At 63.2% G+C, this 18,954-nt stretch carries 14 protein-coding genes; 12 read left to right on the top strand and 2 right to left on the bottom strand.

Annotated elements, in window-relative coordinates; all coding sequences use genetic code 11:
- Nucleotides 1-264: 264 nt before the first annotated feature.
- The 12 genes from BKY27_RS05570 (at nucleotide 265) to BKY27_RS05510 (ending at nucleotide 14,917) form a co-directional block, all read left to right on the top strand.
- On the top strand, nucleotides 265-996 hold the full coding sequence (locus BKY27_RS05570) for a hypothetical protein (protein ID WP_071673451.1): 732 nt from the start codon (nucleotides 265-267) through the stop codon (nucleotides 994-996).
- A 7-nt stretch (nucleotides 997-1,003) separates the two neighbouring features.
- The gene (locus BKY27_RS05565; protein ID WP_084667862.1) at nucleotides 1,004-2,623 is read left to right on the top strand and encodes an AMP-binding protein; all 1,620 of its coding nucleotides are present in this window, start codon (nucleotides 1,004-1,006) and stop codon (nucleotides 2,621-2,623) included.
- The gene (locus tag BKY27_RS05560; protein WP_071673449.1) at nucleotides 2,601-3,788 is read left to right on the top strand and encodes a cytochrome P450; all 1,188 of its coding nucleotides are present in this window, start codon (nucleotides 2,601-2,603) and stop codon (nucleotides 3,786-3,788) included. The genes BKY27_RS05565 and BKY27_RS05560 overlap by 23 nt, the downstream gene beginning before the upstream one ends.
- Nucleotides 3,789-4,025 carry an acyl carrier protein gene (locus BKY27_RS05555; protein ID WP_071673448.1) on the top strand — a complete coding sequence of 79 codons (237 nt, stop codon included), beginning with the start codon at nucleotides 3,789-3,791 and terminating at the stop codon, nucleotides 4,023-4,025.
- Nucleotides 4,022-4,906, top strand: a complete 885-nt coding sequence (locus BKY27_RS05550; protein ID WP_071673447.1) for a hypothetical protein — start codon at nucleotides 4,022-4,024, stop codon at nucleotides 4,904-4,906. Before BKY27_RS05555 ends, BKY27_RS05550 begins: the two co-directional genes overlap by 4 nt.
- Before the next feature lie 23 nt (nucleotides 4,907-4,929).
- Nucleotides 4,930-5,550, top strand: coding sequence for a hypothetical protein (locus BKY27_RS05545; protein ID WP_146636182.1), 621 nt, complete (start codon nucleotides 4,930-4,932; stop codon nucleotides 5,548-5,550).
- A 384-nt stretch (nucleotides 5,551-5,934) separates the two neighbouring features.
- On the top strand, nucleotides 5,935-7,440 hold the full coding sequence (locus tag BKY27_RS19735; protein ID WP_084667861.1) for a VCBS domain-containing protein: 1,506 nt from the start codon (nucleotides 5,935-5,937) through the stop codon (nucleotides 7,438-7,440).
- On the top strand, nucleotides 7,437-7,745 hold the full coding sequence (locus BKY27_RS05530; RefSeq protein WP_071673443.1) for a cadherin-like domain-containing protein: 309 nt from the start codon (nucleotides 7,437-7,439) through the stop codon (nucleotides 7,743-7,745). Before BKY27_RS19735 ends, BKY27_RS05530 begins: the two co-directional genes overlap by 4 nt.
- Entirely contained in the window at nucleotides 7,681-11,937 is a 4,257-nt protein-coding gene (locus tag BKY27_RS05525; protein ID WP_084667860.1) for a cadherin-like domain-containing protein, read from the top strand. The genes BKY27_RS05530 and BKY27_RS05525 overlap by 65 nt, the downstream gene beginning before the upstream one ends.
- Nucleotides 11,934-12,722 carry a LuxR C-terminal-related transcriptional regulator gene (locus BKY27_RS05520; RefSeq protein WP_199559072.1) on the top strand — a complete coding sequence of 263 codons (789 nt, stop codon included), beginning with the start codon at nucleotides 11,934-11,936 and terminating at the stop codon, nucleotides 12,720-12,722. The genes BKY27_RS05525 and BKY27_RS05520 overlap by 4 nt, the downstream gene beginning before the upstream one ends.
- A 32-nt stretch (nucleotides 12,723-12,754) precedes the next feature.
- On the top strand, nucleotides 12,755-14,554 hold the full coding sequence (locus tag BKY27_RS05515; protein WP_071673441.1) for a sensor histidine kinase: 1,800 nt from the start codon (nucleotides 12,755-12,757) through the stop codon (nucleotides 14,552-14,554).
- Nucleotides 14,555-14,644: 90 nt separating this feature from the next.
- Nucleotides 14,645-14,917 (top strand): hypothetical protein, encoded by a 273-nt coding sequence (locus tag BKY27_RS05510; protein ID WP_071673440.1) that lies wholly within the window; start codon nucleotides 14,645-14,647, stop codon nucleotides 14,915-14,917.
- Between the two features lie 84 nt (nucleotides 14,918-15,001).
- On the opposite strand, the gene BKY27_RS05505 is transcribed toward BKY27_RS05510, so the two are convergent.
- Together BKY27_RS05505 and BKY27_RS05500 are read right to left on the bottom strand one after the other, a co-directional pair.
- Nucleotides 15,002-16,726 (bottom strand): OFA family MFS transporter, encoded by a 1,725-nt coding sequence (locus BKY27_RS05505; RefSeq protein WP_071673439.1) that lies wholly within the window; start codon nucleotides 16,724-16,726, stop codon nucleotides 15,002-15,004.
- 255 nt (nucleotides 16,727-16,981) lie between these two features.
- Nucleotides 16,982-18,952: a sensor histidine kinase gene (locus BKY27_RS05500; protein ID WP_071673438.1), complete on the bottom strand. Its 1,971-nt coding sequence runs from the start codon at nucleotides 18,950-18,952 to the stop codon at nucleotides 16,982-16,984.
- Between the last annotated feature and the right edge of the window lie 2 nt (nucleotides 18,953-18,954).

Below are 18,954 nucleotides of genomic sequence, written 5' to 3'. Positions count from 1 at the left end.
TGGAAAAGCCCGGTCGCCTTCGAACGGAAAGTGGCCTAAACGAGCACTTGGGGCGGCACAAAGACGTGACAGGTCCAGTACGGTTCAGCTTGAAATTCGATCGAGAAGTGAGACTGCGCTCGGAGTTGAAGTGGCAGGGTGACTGAGGCATGGACAAGCACACCTTTCACGCCTCACAATCGGGCGAAACAATTTGACAATTCCAGTCTGGATTCAAGAATATTTTGTATTCCATTCAGAAGGCATCTCGAATATCGGTTGCACATGTGCGCGACGTCCAAACCCCTGCCCGAAGACCCCACCAAATACACGGCCGATGCCTTGTATGCGTTGATCGTACAAAGTCAGTCCAAGCTACCGGCTACGGTGCAGCATGGCGAGGGTCCCTTCGTCGCGTTCAATCGGGACGGGGCGCGGGAGCCGATTATTTGGTGTTTTAACAGCTGGGTAGAGCCGCTATCCTTGGCGCACCACATCGGGGCAGATCAACCTATTTATGCCACGCGTTCGCTTCATGCGCTGGTGTTCGACAAGACCGCCAAAAAGCTCAACCGCCTGGCTCTCGCAAGGCTTCTGACACAGGAAATTCTCAAAACCCACGCGGCGGCGCCCAAGGTTCTGGGTGGCAATTGTCAGGCGGCGCCGATCATCGAGGCAGTTGCCCATCTGCTGATCCAGGCGGGCGCCCCGGCGCCGCGACTGATCATTATGGAACATGAACTGGCCTATTCCTACCCTGGTCATGTGCTGCACCTGTTCGGCCGGCAGAGTGCGGACTATAACCCCTTTCTGCAGGGCCGTGACCCAACCCCAGTCTGGGGGCGGCAATATTGCTCAGCCGCCCATGGTTTCCTGTCCGCCGGACACGGCCAGTACTTCCGTGCACCAGCAATCCATGAACTATGCGGGTATTTGCGCTCCTTCATTGATGACGCCGCTGCGGGCTGCCCGCCCCGGACTGGCCTGATCGAGCCCCCGACCTCACTATTCCGGTGAGCGGACCATGGGAATAACGCCGTCGGTCGATGTCATTCATAGGGTCCAGTCTCATGTGTTACAGCATCCAGACAGGACGGCTTTCGTATTCATGCAGCGGCGCGCCGAGGCCCCCTTGACCGTGACCTGGGCAGAACTTTGGTCCCGCGCAGCGGCCATCGCGGCAGCCCTGCCCGCCCCGGCCACAGACCGGCCCCTGGGCTGTTTGCTTTTTTGCCGGAATGCCTCGCAATTCGTGACGGCATTGCTTGCCGTGTGGATGCGTGGCGGCGTGGGAATACCGGGCTCCAGCGTGCTGACCTCACGGATCGTGGAGCGCAACAGCCACGTCATCCGCGCCGCGCGGCCCGATGTCATCCTGCATGATCTTGCCCCGGATGAGGTTGCAAGGCTGCGCGCGGTGGCAGGCCCCGCCATGCTGATACGCATCGAGGATGGCATGCAAGGCGCTTGCGATGTGGCGGCGGCCGGCGGGTTGTTACAGTTTTCATCAGGCACAACCGCCAACCCCAAACCCATTCTTGTGGGCCCGCGCGCGATTGCGGCAAATGCACAAGCCATCGTTGATCGGTTTGCGTTGACTGCCGACTCGGTCGGGGTGCACTGGCTGCCCCTGCACCACGATATGGGGCTGGTCGGCGGGGTGATCGCCGTGTTCTGGATGGGGTGCACCTCGGTTCTGATGCCTCCGACTATGTTCATCCAGGAACCGCTGTCCTGGTTTCGGGCGGTTGACACCTGGCGCGGCACAATCACCAGCGCCCCGAACTTCGCCTATGCCCGGCTGATCGACGAGGCCCGCAAGGAGCCCCCCGCCGGGATGGACCTGACTTGCCTGCAAAACCTGATCATCGGCGGTGAACCGGTGCAGCGCAGCACCATTGACGGGTTGCAGGATTTTTTTGGCCCGCTTGGCCTGTCCCCGGATGCGATTGCGCCCTCTTACGGCATGGCGGAGGCCACGCTGCTGGTCAGTTCCGGCAAGCGGGCGGGCGGGCCGCGCCTTTGCCACCGTGACGGGCGCGATCTGGTGAGCCTCGGCGCGCCGGTCCGAGGGCTGTCCGTGACGATCGGCCCCGGGGCTGCCCCCTACCCCGATGGCGTGATCGGCCCTGTTGTCATCAGCGGATCTAGCCTGGGGCAGGTTGTGGGCGAACAGGCGGATTGGCGCCGCTTGACCCCCGATGGTGACCTGCCGCCGATGGAGACCGGTGACTATGGGTACCGCCATGCGGGCGAGATCTTCCTCACCGGGCGCAGCGCCAACAAGATCATCATTCGCGGCAAGAATGTCTTTGCAGAGGACGTGGAACAGATTGCCCTGGACGTGGCGGCTGGCGCCATTGCCGGGGGCGCTGCGGCCTTCGCGGTGGCGGCCGAGGGCACGGAACAGCTGTGCCTTGTGCTGGAAATGCCGCGCGCGGCCGAATTTGAACATCTGCCAGAACTGAACACCCGGATCGGTGAGGCGCTCGGGATCAAGCTGCACCGGGTTGTCGTTGTCTCCGGGGCGTGTTTGCCACGCACCAGCAGCGGCAAGATCCAGCGGACCAGGGCGCGGGACATGCTGGCCGAGGGCGCATTTGAAAAACGGATCCGGCTTGATGTCAGCCAAAGCGCACACTGACTACCTGTATGATGGCGCGGAGATACTGGCCAACCCGCAGGCCGTGTTCACCCGCCTGCGGGCCGAGGGCGATGTGCTGTGGTCCGGGTCCATGCGGCGCTGGCTTGTCCTGTCGCGCGCAGCCTGCGAAACCGCCCTGCGCGACCCGCGGCTGGATGTGTACAACGTCTTTCAGGCCTTCGATCATGTGGCGCGCCTGTCCGGGCACCGGCTGGACGAACTGATCAACGTGTCGCGCTGGATCCCGTTCCTGAACAACGCAGAGCGGCACAAACAGCTGCGCGGGCTTTTCGCCCGCGTGCTGCAAGCGATCATGGACCCCTACTTGGCCACCTACGCGGCCGCGTCCCAAGAGCTGCTGGATGCGTTCAGAACGGCGCGCGGCGGGGATTTTGCCACAGGCTACGCCGACCGTGTGCATGTGGAGGCCTTTGGGCGGGTCTGCGGCCTGGACCCCGCGGACCGGGCAGATTTTGCCAGCCTTGCATCATCGGACGGGGCGGTGGATTTCGCCGTGCGGGTCGGCGCGCTGCTGGAGGCCAATGACCGCGCCCGGGTGCTGCTGGACCGGATGACCGCCATTCTTGCCAGATCCCAAGGCAGTGACATGCTGGACCGGATCGGCGGCCATTTGTCCCGCGCCGGGATAGAGGACAGCCAGCAGGCACGGGCGGAATTTCTGGTTGCCCTGACGCTGCTGGGCCGGGATACGCTGGCGGGGACCCTGACGCTGGGGCTGGCGCATATGCTGGACGCGCAAGAAGGCTACCTGGCCCCGCCGGATTGGCGGGCACCGCAAGATATCGTGAATGAGGTGATCCGCCTGTCCTCCGCCGTGCAGATAGTGAACCGTGTCGCCACCCGGCCAATTGACCTGTGTGGCCAGAAAATCGCCGAAGGAGACGTTTTGATGATCTACCTTCCGGCGGCCAATGCAGACCCGGCCGCCTTTGCCAATGCGGAGCGTATGGACCCATCTCACCCCGAAAGCATCGCCTTTGGGGCCGGGCCGCATCTTTGCGTAGGGCGGCAGATGACTCGGCGCGCCATCGAAATTTCGCTGCGCCACCTGTCGCAGTTGAACATCGCTGCGCGTCCGGACAGGTCCATCGGACCTGGAAAGAACACGCGCAAATATGAAACCATGCACATCAAGGTTCTCTGAATGTCTGACACAAATTCACTGATCGACCTTTCCGTCGAACGGCTGGGCAAGTTTCTGGGCCGCCCCTTCACCGAAGCAGAGCTGGACAAGCCCTATGACGAACTTGGCGCGGATTCGATGGATATGGTCGTACTTGCCTTTGAACTGGAAAAGCATCTCGGCCAGCGGATCGAGCCGGAGCTGTTCCTGCAGCATCCAACTATCCGCCTGGCCCTAGACGATCTGAACACGCGATGAGCAGCGCGGACCAACAGAGCGATCCACGGGACATCATCCTGATTTTTCAGATGGCCAAGGTTGCATCGCGGTCATGGGCAGCCTTGATGCGTGAAACCTGCCCCGATGCGCTGATCAGCCACTTCCACGCGATCTCCGCAAAGCGGCTGGAAAAAATCGCAAAGGTGGTTGCCGCCAAACCGCCGGTGCAGACCATAAAACACCTGACAATACCGCGTTTGGGGCGGCCGCAGGACACTATCGCCGCCTATGTAAAAGATGGCCAGTGGCATGGACCGCCTGCCACCATCATTTCCGGCGTCCGCGATCCGGTCGCGCGGGCGCTGTCCGCGGTGGGCTTCTTGTGCAACCGTTTGGGATACACCCCCTTCCCGGTCACGCCGCGGGACAGCGGCTCTCCTGAAAACATCCTGAAGATCTTTCACAGGGCGCTGGATGCCGCGCGCAACGGCGATGACGGCTCTGACACATTAATCACCTTGTTGGCCGGAATCATCGGTGATTTCGACATCTGGTTCGAGGAAGAGCTGCACGCGCCCTTTGGCCTGGACATTCGCACGGTGCCCTTTGACCATACGGCGCAGGCGCTGCGGGTCTATGGCCGCAATCAGGCACTGGTCTATCGGATGGAAGACCTCAAGACCCCAGAGGCCCACGCTAAGCTGTTGAGGGCAGCGGGGGCACTGTTCGGCAAGCCTATGCCCTGCTTCCCCGATGCCAAGGTTGCCCATGAACAGCGGTATCAGGCACTCTACGCCAAGGTCACCCAATCCCTACAGCTTAGCCCTTCGGACCTTGACTGGTTCTACGAAAACGCGACCATGGCACATTTCTACACGCCACAGGAGATTGACGGCTTTCGCCGCCGTTGGGCGCGCTAGGAGCAACGCGACTGGAAAACGATTTGATCGCAGAACACTATCTGGGCCTTGGGTTGGGTTTGAACGACTATGAACTCAGCTTCGGTGCAGGCGATCCGATCATTGCCACGGGCAGATTCGGTTTTGGAGCGATCTACGGTGGGTTGGCTGTGTCTCGCGATCTGATTTCGGGCGAGACGAATATCGCTCTGCGGGCTGGCGTAGACTTGGCCTTTGCCATCCCTGAAGCCGGAACAGTCACGGCCCGCCTTGGCGAGGCTGAGGAGCAGAGTGAGATTAATCTCCACGACATGGGTGTGCTCCGACTGTTTACGGAGGCGGAGCTCGTGAGGATGATGTCCGAGGAGAACGCAAACAGGATCGCGGTAACGCCGGGAATGTTCTGCAATTCTGTCTTCGGGCGCGACACGAGCACGAGTTGCGGCCTATCACTTGGGGTAGACCTGCTTTACCAAGTGGATGAAGGTGAGGGCGAATACGGCCTCAACTTTGATGCAGAAGCCACTGAGGCAGGTGGCTCCCTCGGCCTTTCACTCAATCGCACATGGTATTTCGACAATCGCAATGGATCGTCAAGAGTGGGGGTGTCTATGATGTCTGGCGGAGCGACAGCCGCGAATTATTCGCTAAACTGGGACTTTTAAGCGCGCGATTGTCATCAGTTTCTGGTGCTGGAATTAGACAAGAGAGAGGGGAGTGGGCAAGTGACGGTGGTTGCTTGCCCCCGCAACCAAAAATATCCCGTGATTACTGAGACTTACGCGCCGCCCCAGGGCGGCGTTTTGCGTTCCAGAAAATCCGGCGCGGTTCAGTATGGCATTCCGGCATCTGCCACGTTCGCGGCAAATTCCACTCTTACGATATTTTCTACCACGTTCGTGGTATTTACCCCTCTTTTGACGTTTTCTAAATCTTCCCCAGCGGCGCCCGAGGCCGGTTCCGGGCCCATTTCGTGTTTGGTTGCGTCAGCTGGTGGCGAGTGTCGGGGCCCCGGACCGGTCTTTTGGTCCCCGCGCGGGGGGGGAATTATGTCAAGAAACGAGTCGCACGATCGCCGTCATGAAACTGAACCGTCGTGGGGCGACCACCGGAACCGCGCAACGAACGGCGATGATTTCCTGAACGGTACTGGCGGCCGCGACCGGATCGACGTGCGCGGCGGTGACGACGTGATCCACGGAAAGGGCGGCAACGACATCCTCTCCGGCGGGACCGGCGACGACACCCTGCGCGGCGGTGCCGGCAGCGACGTCCTCGATGGCGGGACCGGCAACGATTCGTTCACCTATGTTGCGGCGCGCAATGTTGGCGACTCGGACAGTTATTTCGGCGGCACCGGCACCGACACGCTGACCCTGCGCCTGACGCAGGCCGAATGGGCGTCCGACGCGGTGCAGTCGGACATTGCGGCCTTCCTGGCCTATCTCGACGGCGGTTCCGGTCACCGTCACGGTCATGACCGGCACCGAGGCCACGACCGCGGCCGGGACGACCACCGGGACCGGGGCGACCACCGGGACCGGGACGACCACCGGGACCGGGACGACCACCGGGACCGGGGCGACCATCGGGACCGGGACGACCACCGGGACCGGGACGACCACCGGGACCGGGGCGACCGGCGTGACGACCATGACCGCCACGACGACGGTGAACACCGCGACGGCCACGGTCACGGGCCGTCCGGCGGGTTCCGGTTCACCGCCTTCGACCTGACCGTCCATGAAATCGAGCAGCTTCGCATCTTTGTTGATGGCGTTATGGTAACGCCCGGTGACGGCCCGATCGTCGCCACCCCCGATTTCGCGACATTGACCGAGGACGAAGCGGCGACTGTCTTCCCCTCGGTCCTCGAAAATGACGACGTGCCCGACGGGGTCTTGGCCGTGCGCCTGGTCAGCGGCCCGGCCGCCGGCACGCTCACCTTCAACGCGGGCACCGCAGGCGCCCCAGACGGCAGCTTCGCCTTCGACCCGGCGGGCGCCTTCGACCATCTCGCCGAAGGACAGTCCGACACCGTCACCTTCACCTACGAGGTCGAGGATACCGACGGCGACACCGCCCAGGCCGATGTCACGATCACCGTGACCGGCACCAACGACGCGCCCGAGGTCACCTCCGCGCCACAGTCCGGTGCCGTCGTCGAGGACACCGCCGCGACCGTCACGGGCCAGGTCACCGCCGCCGACGCCGACGATGGCGCGGTCCTCACCTTCTCCGGCGACGCTGCCGGGACCTATGGCCAGTTCACCGTCGACGCCGCGACCGGCGCGTGGAGCTACGTGCTCGACACTGCCGCCGCCACCGTCCAGGCCCTGTCCAACGGCGAGAGCCTGGACGAGGTCTTCACCGTCACAATCACGGACGAGCATGGCGCGGCGGTTGCGCAGGACGTCACAATCACCGTGACCGGAACCAACGACGCGCCCGAGGTCAGCGGTCCGGTCACCCTGGCGGCCTCCGCCGAGGATACCACACGGGTGATCACCAGCGCCGAGCTTCTGGCCAACCTGCCGAGGATACCACACGGGTGATCACCAGCGCCGAACTGCTGGCCAACGCCTCCGACATCGACGGCGATGCGCTGTCGGTCACCGGTCTGAGCATTGCCACCGGCAACGGCACGCTCGCCGACAATGGCGATGGCACCTGGACCTATACGCCTGCGGCAAACGATGACACGGGCGTGACCTTCGCCTACAGCGTCAGCGACGGAACCGCCTCGGTCGCCCACCGCGGCGCTGGACCTGACACCGGTCAACGACGCGCCGGACGTGAGCGGTCCGGTCACCCTGGCGGCCTCCGACGAGGATACCACACGGGTGATCACCAGCGCTGAGCTTCTGGCCAACGCCTCGGACATCGACGGCGATGCGCTGAGTGTCACCGGCCTCGGCATCGCCACCGGCAACGGCACGCTTGCCGACAATGGCGACGGCACCTGGACCTATACGCCTGCGGCAAACGATGACACGGGCGTGACCTTCGCCTACAGCGTCAGCGACGGCACCACCTCGGTCGCTGCCAGCGCCACGTTGGACCTGACACCGGTCAACGACGCGCCCGAGGTCAGCGGTCCGGTCACCCTGGCGGCCTCTGCCGAGGATACCACACGGGTGATCACCAGCGCCGAGCTTCTGGCCAATGCCTCCGACATCGACGGCGATGCGCTGAGTGTGACCGGTCTGAGCATTGCCACCGGCAACGGCACGCTTGCCGACAATGGCGACGGCACCTGGACCTATACGCCTGCGGCCAATGACGACTCCGATGTTACCTTCGCGTACAGCGTCAGCGACGGCACTACCTCGGTCGCCACCACGGCGACGCTGGACCTGACACCGGTCAACGACGCTCCGACCGCGTCGGCGATTGACGCCGGTAGCGTGAGTGAGGATGATCCCGCGGTCACGATCGACCTGCTGGCCAACGCCTCAGACGTTGAGGGTGATACGCTGTCGGTCTCCGGCATTAGCGTGACAGATGATCTTGGTCAGGGTGTCGCCTTTACCGACAATGGCGACGGCACCGTCATCATCGACCCTGGTCAGTACGACGCACTGAACGCTGGCCAGTCGCGGACTCTGACGGTCAGCTACGACGTTGGCGACGGTCAGGCGACGACGCCGACCACAGTCAGCCTTGTAGTGATTGGAGCTGCGGAAAACCAGGCGCCGACGGCGGTTGACGACCTGTTCCAGTCGCGTATCTACAGCCCGTCGACCGCGCAAGTGGAGGCCGCCGGAAACAACAACTCCATCGCCAATGCAGTCGACCTGAGCGGGTTGTTCGAACTCAGCCCCAACAGCCAGGTGACCCGTTCCGGCAGCAATCCGCATGTCACGGTCCAGGGCACGCTGTCGAACAGCAATGATGTCGACTATTATGCTTTCACGGTCGCAGAGGACAACACCGCCTTGGTGTTCGACATCGACGGGGGCGGGCACTACGGCGTCAATAACTCGGGCTACTACCTGATCGGTGCGGACACCCAAATCGCGGTCTACAATGCCGCTGGCGGGCACATCGCTGGCAATCTCGATGCAGGACTCGCGAACAATGATCCGGGTTCCGGCGAGGGGTACAACCCGTATGGGCTGAACCGCGCGGACCACACGGCGGATCCATTCCTTCAGGATACTCTGGACGCAGGCACCTATTACGTCGCCGTCTCAGGCGTGCGAGGCACGAACGGGAGCTACCGTTTGCACATCTCGCAGGCGGACCGCGGTGCGGCCTTCGACCACTATGTGTCCGAGGACCAGGCGACCACGTTCCAGATGGCAGAGTTGATTGGCAACGACACCGACCCCGACGGCGATGCGCTGACGATCCAGTCCCTAGCGGCCAGTGCAGGTGCAGCGGGTGCGACCAGCATCACGACGGCGCTTGGTGCAACGGTCACGCTGAACGGAGACGGCAGCGTCAGCTATGACCCGACGGCCTCGGCTACGCTGGATGCGCTTGGTCAGGGCCAGGTCACAACCGACAGTTTCTGGTACACCGTGTCCGACGGTCGTGGCGGAACCAGCACAGCACAAGTGACACTGGACGTGGATGGCGTGAACTACGCGCCGGATGTGAGCGGCCCGGTGACGCTGGCGCCGATTGCCGAGGATTCCGGTCCCGTCACCATCACGAGTGCCGAATTGCTGGCGCATGCGTCGGATCTCGACGGCGATGCTCTTTCCGTGACGAATATGGTGCTTGCCAGCGGAAACGGGACGCTTATCGACAACGGCGATGGTACCTGGACCTACACCCCGGCCGCAGATGACGACAGCTCGGTTACCTTGTCCTACAGGGTCTATGATGGTGCCTTCAGAACCGCGACATCGGCCACGATGGATCTGACGCCGGTCAATGACGCGCCCGTGGTGAGCGGTCCCGAGACGCTGGCGGCGCTGGTCGAGGATACCGGCCCCCGTACGATCACCAGTGCCGATCTTTTGGCCAATGCCACGGATGTCGAAGGCGATGCCCTGTCGGTGTCGGGTCTCACGATTTCGTCTGGATCCGGCACCCTTGTCGACAATGGCGATGGCACTTGGGATTTCACGCCGGACGCGAACGACGACACTGGCGTGACATTCTCTTACACAGTCTCCGACGGAACCGCCTCGGTCGCTGCCAGCGCGACGCTGGACCTGACACCGGTCAACGACGCGCCGACCCTGGCGGCTGCGACATTTGCCACCTCGGGCGGCTCTCTGGACCTTGCGGCCTACGGGAATGACGTCGACAGCGACGATGACGGGGCATCGCTGAACTATGCGGTTGTCGGCGGCGGCAGCACTGGCGGCAGCGCGTCGATCTCGGGCTCGACCTTCACCTTCGATCCAGGCCGCGATTTCCTGAGCCTTGCCGCTGGCGAGACCGCGACCACAAGCTTCACGGTCGAAGCGACGGATTCCCACGGTGCGACAGCGACCAATACGGTCGAGGTGACGGTCAATGGCGTCAATGACGGGCCGGTCTTCGTGCCGAGCAGCGCCTTTGACACCGTGAATGCCGAGGCGGAGGTGCGTCTGGGTGCGAGCTATGACAACAGCGCGAGGAACTTCGTCGCCTGGGATCAGATCGCGGCGGGGGCATCGACGGTTATCACGCTGCCCGCAACAGCCGCGATGTTCGCGGACCCGGAAGGCGATGCGCTGACAGATCTTCTTCTGAGAGAAATCTGGCACATCGGCACCGACGGCGCGATGACGCAAGTGACGGGCCTCGCCGATACCCTAGCGAACTTCTATCCATTGTATCTGAACCCGTCGGACAACACGTTGACGATTCAAATGACGGGCTCGAACCCGGATGCGGTCGGCTATTATATGTTCTCGGTCGACACGCAGGACAGCCACGGTGCCGATAGCCTAGATGTGGCACAGGTCTTCCTGTCGGTGACCCACCGGATTGATGGGGGAGGGGGTAGCGAAACCCTGAACGGTACGGCTGTCGATGACTCCATCTCGGGGCGTGGCGGTGCTGACGTGATCAAGGGCATGAACGGCAACGATCTGATCGACGGCGGCAATGGCAATGACGACATCTGGGGCGGCAATGGCAATGACACCGTTCTTGGTGGCGCCGGAGATGACGAGATATCGGGCGGCGCTGGAGACGACAGTCTGTCCGGCCAAGGGGATAACGATTCCATCCGTGGCGATGCCGGCGATGACACCCTGAACGGCAATGACGGCCAAGACACGCTCTATGGCGGCGACGGCGACGACGTGCTGTCCGGCGGAAATGCCGTCGATACGCTATATGGCGATGTCGGCAACGACACACTGCATGGCGGCGGGGGGTATGACGATCTAAACGGTGGTGATGGGGACGACATCCTCTACGGAGACGATGGCGGGGATGTCCTCAATGGGAACGATGGCAATGACATCCTCTACAGCGGCACTGGCGATAACTACCTGAATGGCGGGAATGGCGACGACCTCCTTGTGGTGACAAGCGCCCCCTTCGCCAATTCTCTCAACGGCGGTGCGGGGAACGACACTGCCATGTGGGAGACGACGGGCTATCAATGGAAGATCGACCTTGCCGCTGGCAACACGCATATCGGCCAGTATTTCTATGGCTCGCTCACGTCGATCGAAAACGTGATCGGCAGCGGCAGCAGCGATACGATCACCGGCAACGGTGTGGCGAACATCCTGTCGGGCAGGAACGGTGGCGACGCGATCGCTGGCGGCGGTGGCAACGACACCCTGATCGGTGGCCTTGGCGACGATACGCTGACCGGCGATGCTGGCGCCGATGTTTTCGTCTTCGACCTTGGCGATGGATCGGACACGATCACCGATTTCGGCCAGGCCGACGGGGACCTGCTGTACCTGAGCCTTGCCTTGACCGGCGGTGAAACCAATGTAGCGACCATCCTGGCAAACCACGCGTCGGCCTCGGGCGGGGGGATCGACCTTGGCTTCGGGGCTGCCACGATCCATCTCGACGGGCTGAACCTGACCGATGCGCAGACCTGGCTTGCCGATCAAGTCGTGGTCGACAGCTTCATCTTTTGACAAGCGGGGCCATAGCCGCAACAAATGGTCCCGACAAGGATGGCGACCGCCCGTGGCCGACATTGGCACCGGGCAGCGGTGGCCATCTGCAGGACCTGCTGGACGACGGAACCACGATGCCCGATGGACCCTACAACGTGCTGCTGCTGGAGGACATCCGTGCCGTTGCCGACCGCCTGCGCGGCATCCTCGACACCTGGTCCGAGGGCCGGTTGCTGCCCGTCTGCCGCACCGTAGCCGAGGCGATCGCGGCCATCGGCACGACCCGCGTCGACATCCTGATCGCCGACCTGCAATTGCCGGACGGCCTTGGCATCGACGCGATCCGCGCCCTGAAGGCGAAAGAGCCGGGTGCCCAGGCGATCGTCATGTCGGTGCTGAATGACGGCCCCGTCGTGCTTGAGGCGATCCGCGCTGGTGCCACCGGCTACGTGGTCAAGGATGACGAGTCGATCGGCGTGCTGGCGGCGATCGAGATGATGCTGGAAGGCAAGTCGCCGATGTCGGCCACCATCGCACGGCTTATCGTTGAATCGATGCAGGCAGCCCCCGAGGCCGCTCCGGTCGACCCGCCGGACGAGCCCGAGATCTCGCTGACCGCGCGCGAACGCGACGTGCTGACGATGATCTCCCGCGGGTTTTCGTTCCGCGAGGTGGCCGAGATGCTGGGCATCTCGGCCCAGACGGTGCCAGTCCACGCCCGCAACATTTACCGCAAGCTCGAGGCGACGACCAAGACCGAGGCGGTCTTCCTCGCCCACCAGCGGGGCCTGATCGACCTATGAGGCGGGTGTACCTGACCCGCGCCCTGAAAGGAATGCTCTGGATCCTCGTGCTGCTGGTCGGCTTCTCGATGCTTGGCCAGGCGGTCGAGCGGTTCCTGACGCTTGAGGGCGCCGACCAGTCCATCGACCGCGCGGTCATGGAGTTGCCGGATGGAACGCGCCGGGAGGTGACGCTGCCAATCCAGTGGACGCCGCAGGACGGTCAGGTCACCACCCGCGCGTTCGAGATCGACCTCGTGCTCGATGAGGTCCCGGACGAGGGCCTGTTCCTTTACCTCCCCTATTTCGAGCAGCGGCTGCGGGTTCTGTTGCGGGGGGCCATGCTGTTCGACAGCCGTATCGCCGGGCGCTGGAACCCGCTCGACCGCTCGACCTCCATGGTGTTCCTGCCGCCGAACCACCTGCGGCCGGGGTCCAATACCGTGCGCCTGTCGGTCGAGGTCGGCCCGGCGCCGCTCGGGTCGCTGTCGCCAGTCGTCTTCGGGTCCCTTGACCAGCTTCGGGGGGTCTACCATGCCCGCGGCTTCCTCAGGGATTCGATCAAGCAGGTGCTGTTCGGGATGCAGGCGGTCCTTGCCTGCATCGGCCTGCTGTTGTTCGCGCTGCGCCCCAGCGACCAGACCTTCGGCTGGCTTGGGTTGACGATGACCTTCGCCAGCCTGGCCGCACTCGGCACGATCACCACCGGCTTCCCCCTCGTCGATGCCATCCAGAACAAGGTCTACATCGTGGTGCCGCTTGCGGGTGTCGCGCTCTTCGGGTTCGCGCTGTCGCTGGCGGAATTCCGGCTGTCGCGGGTGGTGCTGACCGCTCTGATCACCCTCGCGGTGGTCTTGCTCGTCGTGCGCGAGGGCCTCGGCGTCGCCGGGCCGCAGATCGGGTTCTACTTCTCGCTGCCGTTCTTCCTTTTTTGCGTTCTGGCATCGATCGGGATCCTCACGGTCGTGTCGATCCGCGATCCTCGCCCTGAACACGTCCTGTTCCTGTTCGGTCTCGTCCTTCTGGTGGCGGGCACGGCCCACGACTTCGCGATCCGTCTGTTCATTTTGTCGGATGCACTGTTCGTGGCGCTGTTCAGCCGCTTTTTCACGGTCACCGCGATCACCATCCTGATCGTCCGCCGATTGGTCGACCAGGCGCGCTCGCTCGACGCCGCCGCGATCACCCTGCGCGGTCGCCTCCGCGAGAAGGAGGAGGAACTGGCCGCCGCCTTCGAGCGCCAGCAGAAGCTGGACGGCGACCGCATCCTGTCCGAGGAACGCGCGCGCATCACCGCCGACCTGCATGACGGCGTCGCCGGGCACCTCGCGACCATCGTCGCGCTGTCTGACCGGCCTGACGACACGACCCCCGACATCAAGCGCACCGCAAGGAATGCACTGGTCGACCTGCGCATGGTGATGGACGCCATTGCCTTCCGGGGCGGCAGCATGCGCTACTATCTCGGCCTGTTCCGCAACCGCTGCGTCGAGCCGATCGAGAACCTCGGCATCGACGTCACGTGGTCGATGACCCGCCTGCCCGAAATCGAGCACCTGAGCCAGGAACAGGCCCTCAACATCATGCGCATCCTGCAGGAGGCCGTCAGTAACGCCGTCCGCCACGGTAACCCGGACCAGATCACGATCACCGGCGCACCGGAGGGCGTGGACCGGATCCGCCTGACGGTTACCAACAGCGGCGGCACCCCGGTACAGGCCGTTGACAGCGGCGGCATGGGGCTGGTCAACATGCGTCGGCGCGCCCATGCTCTTGGCGGCAGCGTCGATTTCATCAAGACCAACACCGGTGCGACGCTCGCCCTGTCGCTGCCACTGGCGCAGGTGGCCTGACCATGGACAAGGCGGCCCGGTTGCCATGCGCCAGCTTGAAACCGTCGACGGCCGCCCCGAACTGCGCGCGCCCGCAACGATGGCGCGTGGATGTTTGCCTTCGTTGGTGCAGCATCGGTGTTCGTGACCCTGCTGATCCTGACCGGCCCTCTGTTCATGGTGCAGCTCTATGACCGGATACTGTCCAGCCGGTCCGAGGCCCCCCTCGTCGCGCCCGGCCGGTGGCGCCGGGCGGCGTTGGCCGAGTGGGAGCAGAAAACCCACCTAACTCAACTGTTCAGATTCATCGGGCCCGTTCCGACAGCCTGGGCCCCTCTGTCCAAGCCCATCCGCCGACCTTGGCTGTGTCGTTCCAAGGCATGAGGTCGGCGATGTCGCGCTTGGCCTGCCCATACGTCAAACGGGGGCGCCAAACTGGCGCCCCCGTTTTCAATTCTAGCGGTCAGATCACTCGACCGGAACGCTGGCCAGTTCCGGCTCGCTGTGGTGGTGGTGTTCTTTCACCGGTCGCATGAACAGGTTGGCGAAGAACGCAACCACCAGCAGCGCCGCCATGCAATACATGGTGGTGTTGTAAAGGCTCGGCGTCGGGTCAATGGTGCCCGCTGGTGCGATCTCCATCAGGCGCGCGATGGTCACGGTGTGGGCGTCAACCAGTTGCTGCAACTGGCTGATCGGCGCACCGAACGTCTCTGCGAAGGCCGCAGGATCGACGCGAGAGGCCAGATCGTCGATCGCGTTCGTTACCGACATCTGCCGCAGCGAAGTGATCGCCAGAGGTCCAAGAACCCCTGCCGTGGACCATGCGGTCAGGATGCGTCCGTGGATGCCGCCCACATGCATGGTGCCGAACATATCCGCGAGGTAGGCCGGGATCGTTGCGAACCCGCCGCCATACATCGAAAAGATGATCATCGTCGCCGCGTAGAAGCCGATCAGGTAGATCATCGACGGAACCGAGGCGCCTGCGCTGGCAAAGTAGGGGATCGACAGGTAGAGCAGGGTCCCCAACACAAAGAAGCACATGTAGGTTGCCTTGCGCCCGATGAAGTCAGAGGTCGATGCCCAGAAGAAGCGGCCCACCATGTTGAAGACGGAAATCATCAGAACGTAGGTCGAGGCGAAACCGGCGGTCACGATCAACGGCATGGTGCTGCCGAAAATTTCGCTCATCATCGTCTTCGCCACGCCGATCACGCCGATCCCGGCGGTCACGTTGAAACACAGCATGACCCACATCTGCCAGAATTGCGGCGTCTTCAGCGCCTGGTCGATATGGACGTCGTTCTGCGTCACCAAGCCCGAGGAGACGGGTTTTGGTTGCCATCCTTCGGGCTTCCAGTCTGCAGCGGGAACGCGATACTGGAACGAAGCGATGATCATCACAACGAAGTAGACGATGCCGAGCGTCATGAAGGTGGCCGCTGCGCCTGTATTGCCAGAGCCGACGACGTAGACACCCGCCTGACCGCCGATTTCAGCGGCTTGCGTGGCAGAGGCGATCACGACCTCGACGCGACCGGCCGCGGTTTCGGCGAAGATCCGGCCATTCTCGACCACCGTGGCCACCGCATCCTGTGCGCCAAGGTAGTCAGGAGCCTTGGAGAAGACGCTCAGCAACCAGCCCTTGACCGGCGCCGCGATCATCGCGCCGCCGCCAAAGCCCATGATGGCCATGCCGGTCGCCATGCCCCGACGGTCGGGGAACCAGCGGATCAAGGTCGAAACCGGAGAGACGTAGCCAAGCCCCAGACCGCATCCCCCAAGCACGCCATAGCCAAGGTAGATCAGCCAGAGCTGATGGCTGGCGATGCCGAACGAGCCGATGATGAAGCCGCCGCCCCAGCAGAAGGCGGCCACCACGCCGACCATCCGCGGGCCCACGTCTTCCAGCCATTTTCCAGCAAAGGCCGCGGCCAGTCCTAGGAACACGATAGCCACCGAGAAAATCCAGACGACGGAGCTCAGGCTCCAATCCCCGGCGGCGGGCGACACCACGCCAAGTTGGCGCGTCAGGGCCGGGTTGAACACCGACCAGGCATAGACCGAGCCGATGCAAAGGTGGATGGCGATGGATGCGGGCGGCACGCGCCAGCGGTTGAATCCGGGTTGGGCGACGATATTGCTCTTGTGCAAAAATCCGAGCGCGCCGCCCCCTTGGGCGTTACTCATGTTGTTATCCTCCCTCTGTGTCAGACCGTGGCCGAGGTCTCCCCTCCCGGGAGCCGGCCGGTCAAACCGGCATGCGACTGCATGCCACGACGCAGAATTGGGCAAGTTGAGTGTCTGGTGTCAAACAAATAATCATTTTAAAACAGTTGCTTACATAGACATTTTGACAACCCGGCCGGGCTCGGCCAAGCGCATATCGGACAATTTGTCCGATCCCTTCCTGGCAGGGGTAGAAAACGGGACATTCTGTCCAAATCAGGCCAGATCCGACCGGGGCAGGAAAATTCTGAACGTGCTGCCCTTTCCGAGCTCAGAAGCGGCGGTGATACGCCCGCCCGCACGACTCACCAGCGTCTGGCTGATCGACAGGCCCAACCCGGTGCCTTGCGCTTGTTTGGTGGTAAAGAAGGGGTCGAAAATGCGGCGCAATGTGTCGGGGGCGATTCCGGTTCCGGTATCTTCCACCAAGATGTCGACCCCGTTCGCGGCATCGTGCACCTCAAGGGTCAGCCTGCCTCCACCGGGCATGGCGTGAACCGCATTCAGGATCAGGTTTACCAACACCTGTTGCAATTCGGTCCGGGCCATCAGGACTTTGCGGTCCGACGTGATGGCGGTCACCGTCTCGATCCCGTTTGCCTCGGTCTGGTGCCGTGTCAGCACGAGACAATCGCGCACGACATCGGCCGGTGAAATGACATTGGCCGCGCCGGAATATTCCTCGGGCCGGGCGAATTGCAGCAGTTTCGATACGATGGACCCGATGCGGTAGACCTGATCGTCGATCAGGCGAAATTCGGTATCGACCGCGTCGGCGTTCTCGGCCAGCAAGGTTCGGGCCACGTCGAGGTTGCCCTGAATGACCGCGATCGGGTTGTTGATCTCATGTGCCACCGAAGCGGTGATTTCCCCCACGGCGGCCAGTTTTTCGGACATGATCAACCGCTCGGTCGTCTTTTCCAGCTTGCGGGTCGCGGCGCGCAGGTCGGCGGTGCGCTCCTCGACCTTTTGTTCAAGGCTGTTGGCCCAGTCCCGCAATTGGCGGTCGCGTTCTTGTATCTGGTCAAGAAGGTTGTCGAAATGCCCCGCGACCTGTGCGATTTCGCCGGAATCCCCGGTGTCCCCGTTGCGCGCTTGCAGGTCTCCCGCCTCGACCCTGGCAATGGTCTGGGTCATGCGCTCAAGCGGCAGGAAAATGCGCTCGGCCCACCGAAGGAAGATCGGCACCGAGGCCGCCGCGATAAGCAGGAAGACCAGTGTAATCGTCAGGACCGATGTTCTCTTGGCCTGCTGGAACGGGGTTTCCAGGAAGCCCACGTAGAGCATTCCCACGCGGTCACCGAAGCTGTCGACGATAGGTTCATAGGCAGAGATATACCAGTCGTTCACCACGAAGGCCCGGTCGAGCCAAACCTGCCCCTCGTCAAGAACCCGCGCGCGCACAGCCGCCGACACACGGGTGCCGAGCGCGCGGACATTTTCAAACAGACGCACGTTGGTCGAGACCCGCACATCTTCGAGAAAGAGCGTAGCGGTGCCCCGGCTGCCCTCGGGCAGGCTTTGCTCGCGGTAGACAAGGGCATTTATCGTGTCGATGAAGTCGAGGTTGCGGTTCAGAAGACGTCCACCGACAAGAGCCGCCCGTTGCCCATCGGGCAGTGTCACGGGTGCTGCGGAATGGATGATCATTCCCCGGTCTTCAACGTCGCGCTCGGTGGGGACGGCCGCCACCGTCGGCACGAGGCGGATCGCGGCGCGGTCTGCCAGACCTGGGGAAAGTTGATCCAACGCCCCTGCTGACAGAATGTCGATTGCGCTTTCGGCTGTGCCCCGCAACGCCGCGCGCACCACGGGCCAGTCGCCCGAGGGGAAGCCGCCGGGGCCGTCGGCCCCCGTGGTGAGGTAGAGAAAGTCCAGTTGCAACGCGTCGCGCCGGTCCGCCATCAACCCCGCAAGCGCCTCGTCCTGCCCAAGCGCATCGTGCAGCGCGACAGAACCGGCCACGGCGTCCAGCCGCTCGCCCGAGATTTCCATCAACCGTGTCAGATATTGATCCGCAATGGTCAGGTCGCCATTGACCTTGGTGACGAGAATATCGTCGATCTTTCCCGACCACCGCAGCATGGTGCTGCCCAGCATCAGCGGCAAAAGCACCAGCATCGGCAGCAGCGCGATCACCAAAAGGCGTACCCGCACCGATCGTCGCGCCCCGAACCGTGCCGCCATCG

It is taken from the genome of Nioella nitratireducens, from assembly GCF_001879715.1.
In the GTDB taxonomy this organism is placed as follows: domain Bacteria; phylum Pseudomonadota; class Alphaproteobacteria; order Rhodobacterales; family Rhodobacteraceae; genus Nioella; species Nioella nitratireducens.
Note: the sequence above shows the minus strand (reverse complement) of the source record. Positions and strands in the feature narration are given on the sequence as shown.

Bases quoted from the DNA above. Each gene is read 5' to 3' on its own strand.
- BKY27_RS05570 (WP_071673451.1), top strand. From the start codon at position 265: ATGTGCGCGACGTCCAAACCCCTGCCCGAAGACCCCACCAAATACACG.
- BKY27_RS19735 (WP_084667861.1), top strand. From the start codon at position 5,935: ATGTCAAGAAACGAGTCGCACGATCGCCGTCATGAAACTGAACCGTCG.
- BKY27_RS05505 (WP_071673439.1), bottom strand. From the start codon at position 16,726: ATGAGTAACGCCCAAGGGGGCGGCGCGCTCGGATTTTTGCACAAGAGC.
- BKY27_RS05565 (WP_084667862.1), top strand. From the start codon at position 1,004: ATGGGAATAACGCCGTCGGTCGATGTCATTCATAGGGTCCAGTCTCAT.
- BKY27_RS05560 (WP_071673449.1), top strand. From the start codon at position 2,601: ATGTCAGCCAAAGCGCACACTGACTACCTGTATGATGGCGCGGAGATA.
- BKY27_RS05550 (WP_071673447.1), top strand. From the start codon at position 4,022: ATGAGCAGCGCGGACCAACAGAGCGATCCACGGGACATCATCCTGATT.
- BKY27_RS05500 (WP_071673438.1), bottom strand. From the start codon at position 18,952: ATGGCGGCACGGTTCGGGGCGCGACGATCGGTGCGGGTACGCCTTTTG.
- BKY27_RS05555 (WP_071673448.1), top strand. From the start codon at position 3,789: ATGTCTGACACAAATTCACTGATCGACCTTTCCGTCGAACGGCTGGGC.
- BKY27_RS05515 (WP_071673441.1), top strand. From the start codon at position 12,755: ATGCTCTGGATCCTCGTGCTGCTGGTCGGCTTCTCGATGCTTGGCCAG.
- BKY27_RS05510 (WP_071673440.1), top strand. From the start codon at position 14,645: ATGTTTGCCTTCGTTGGTGCAGCATCGGTGTTCGTGACCCTGCTGATC.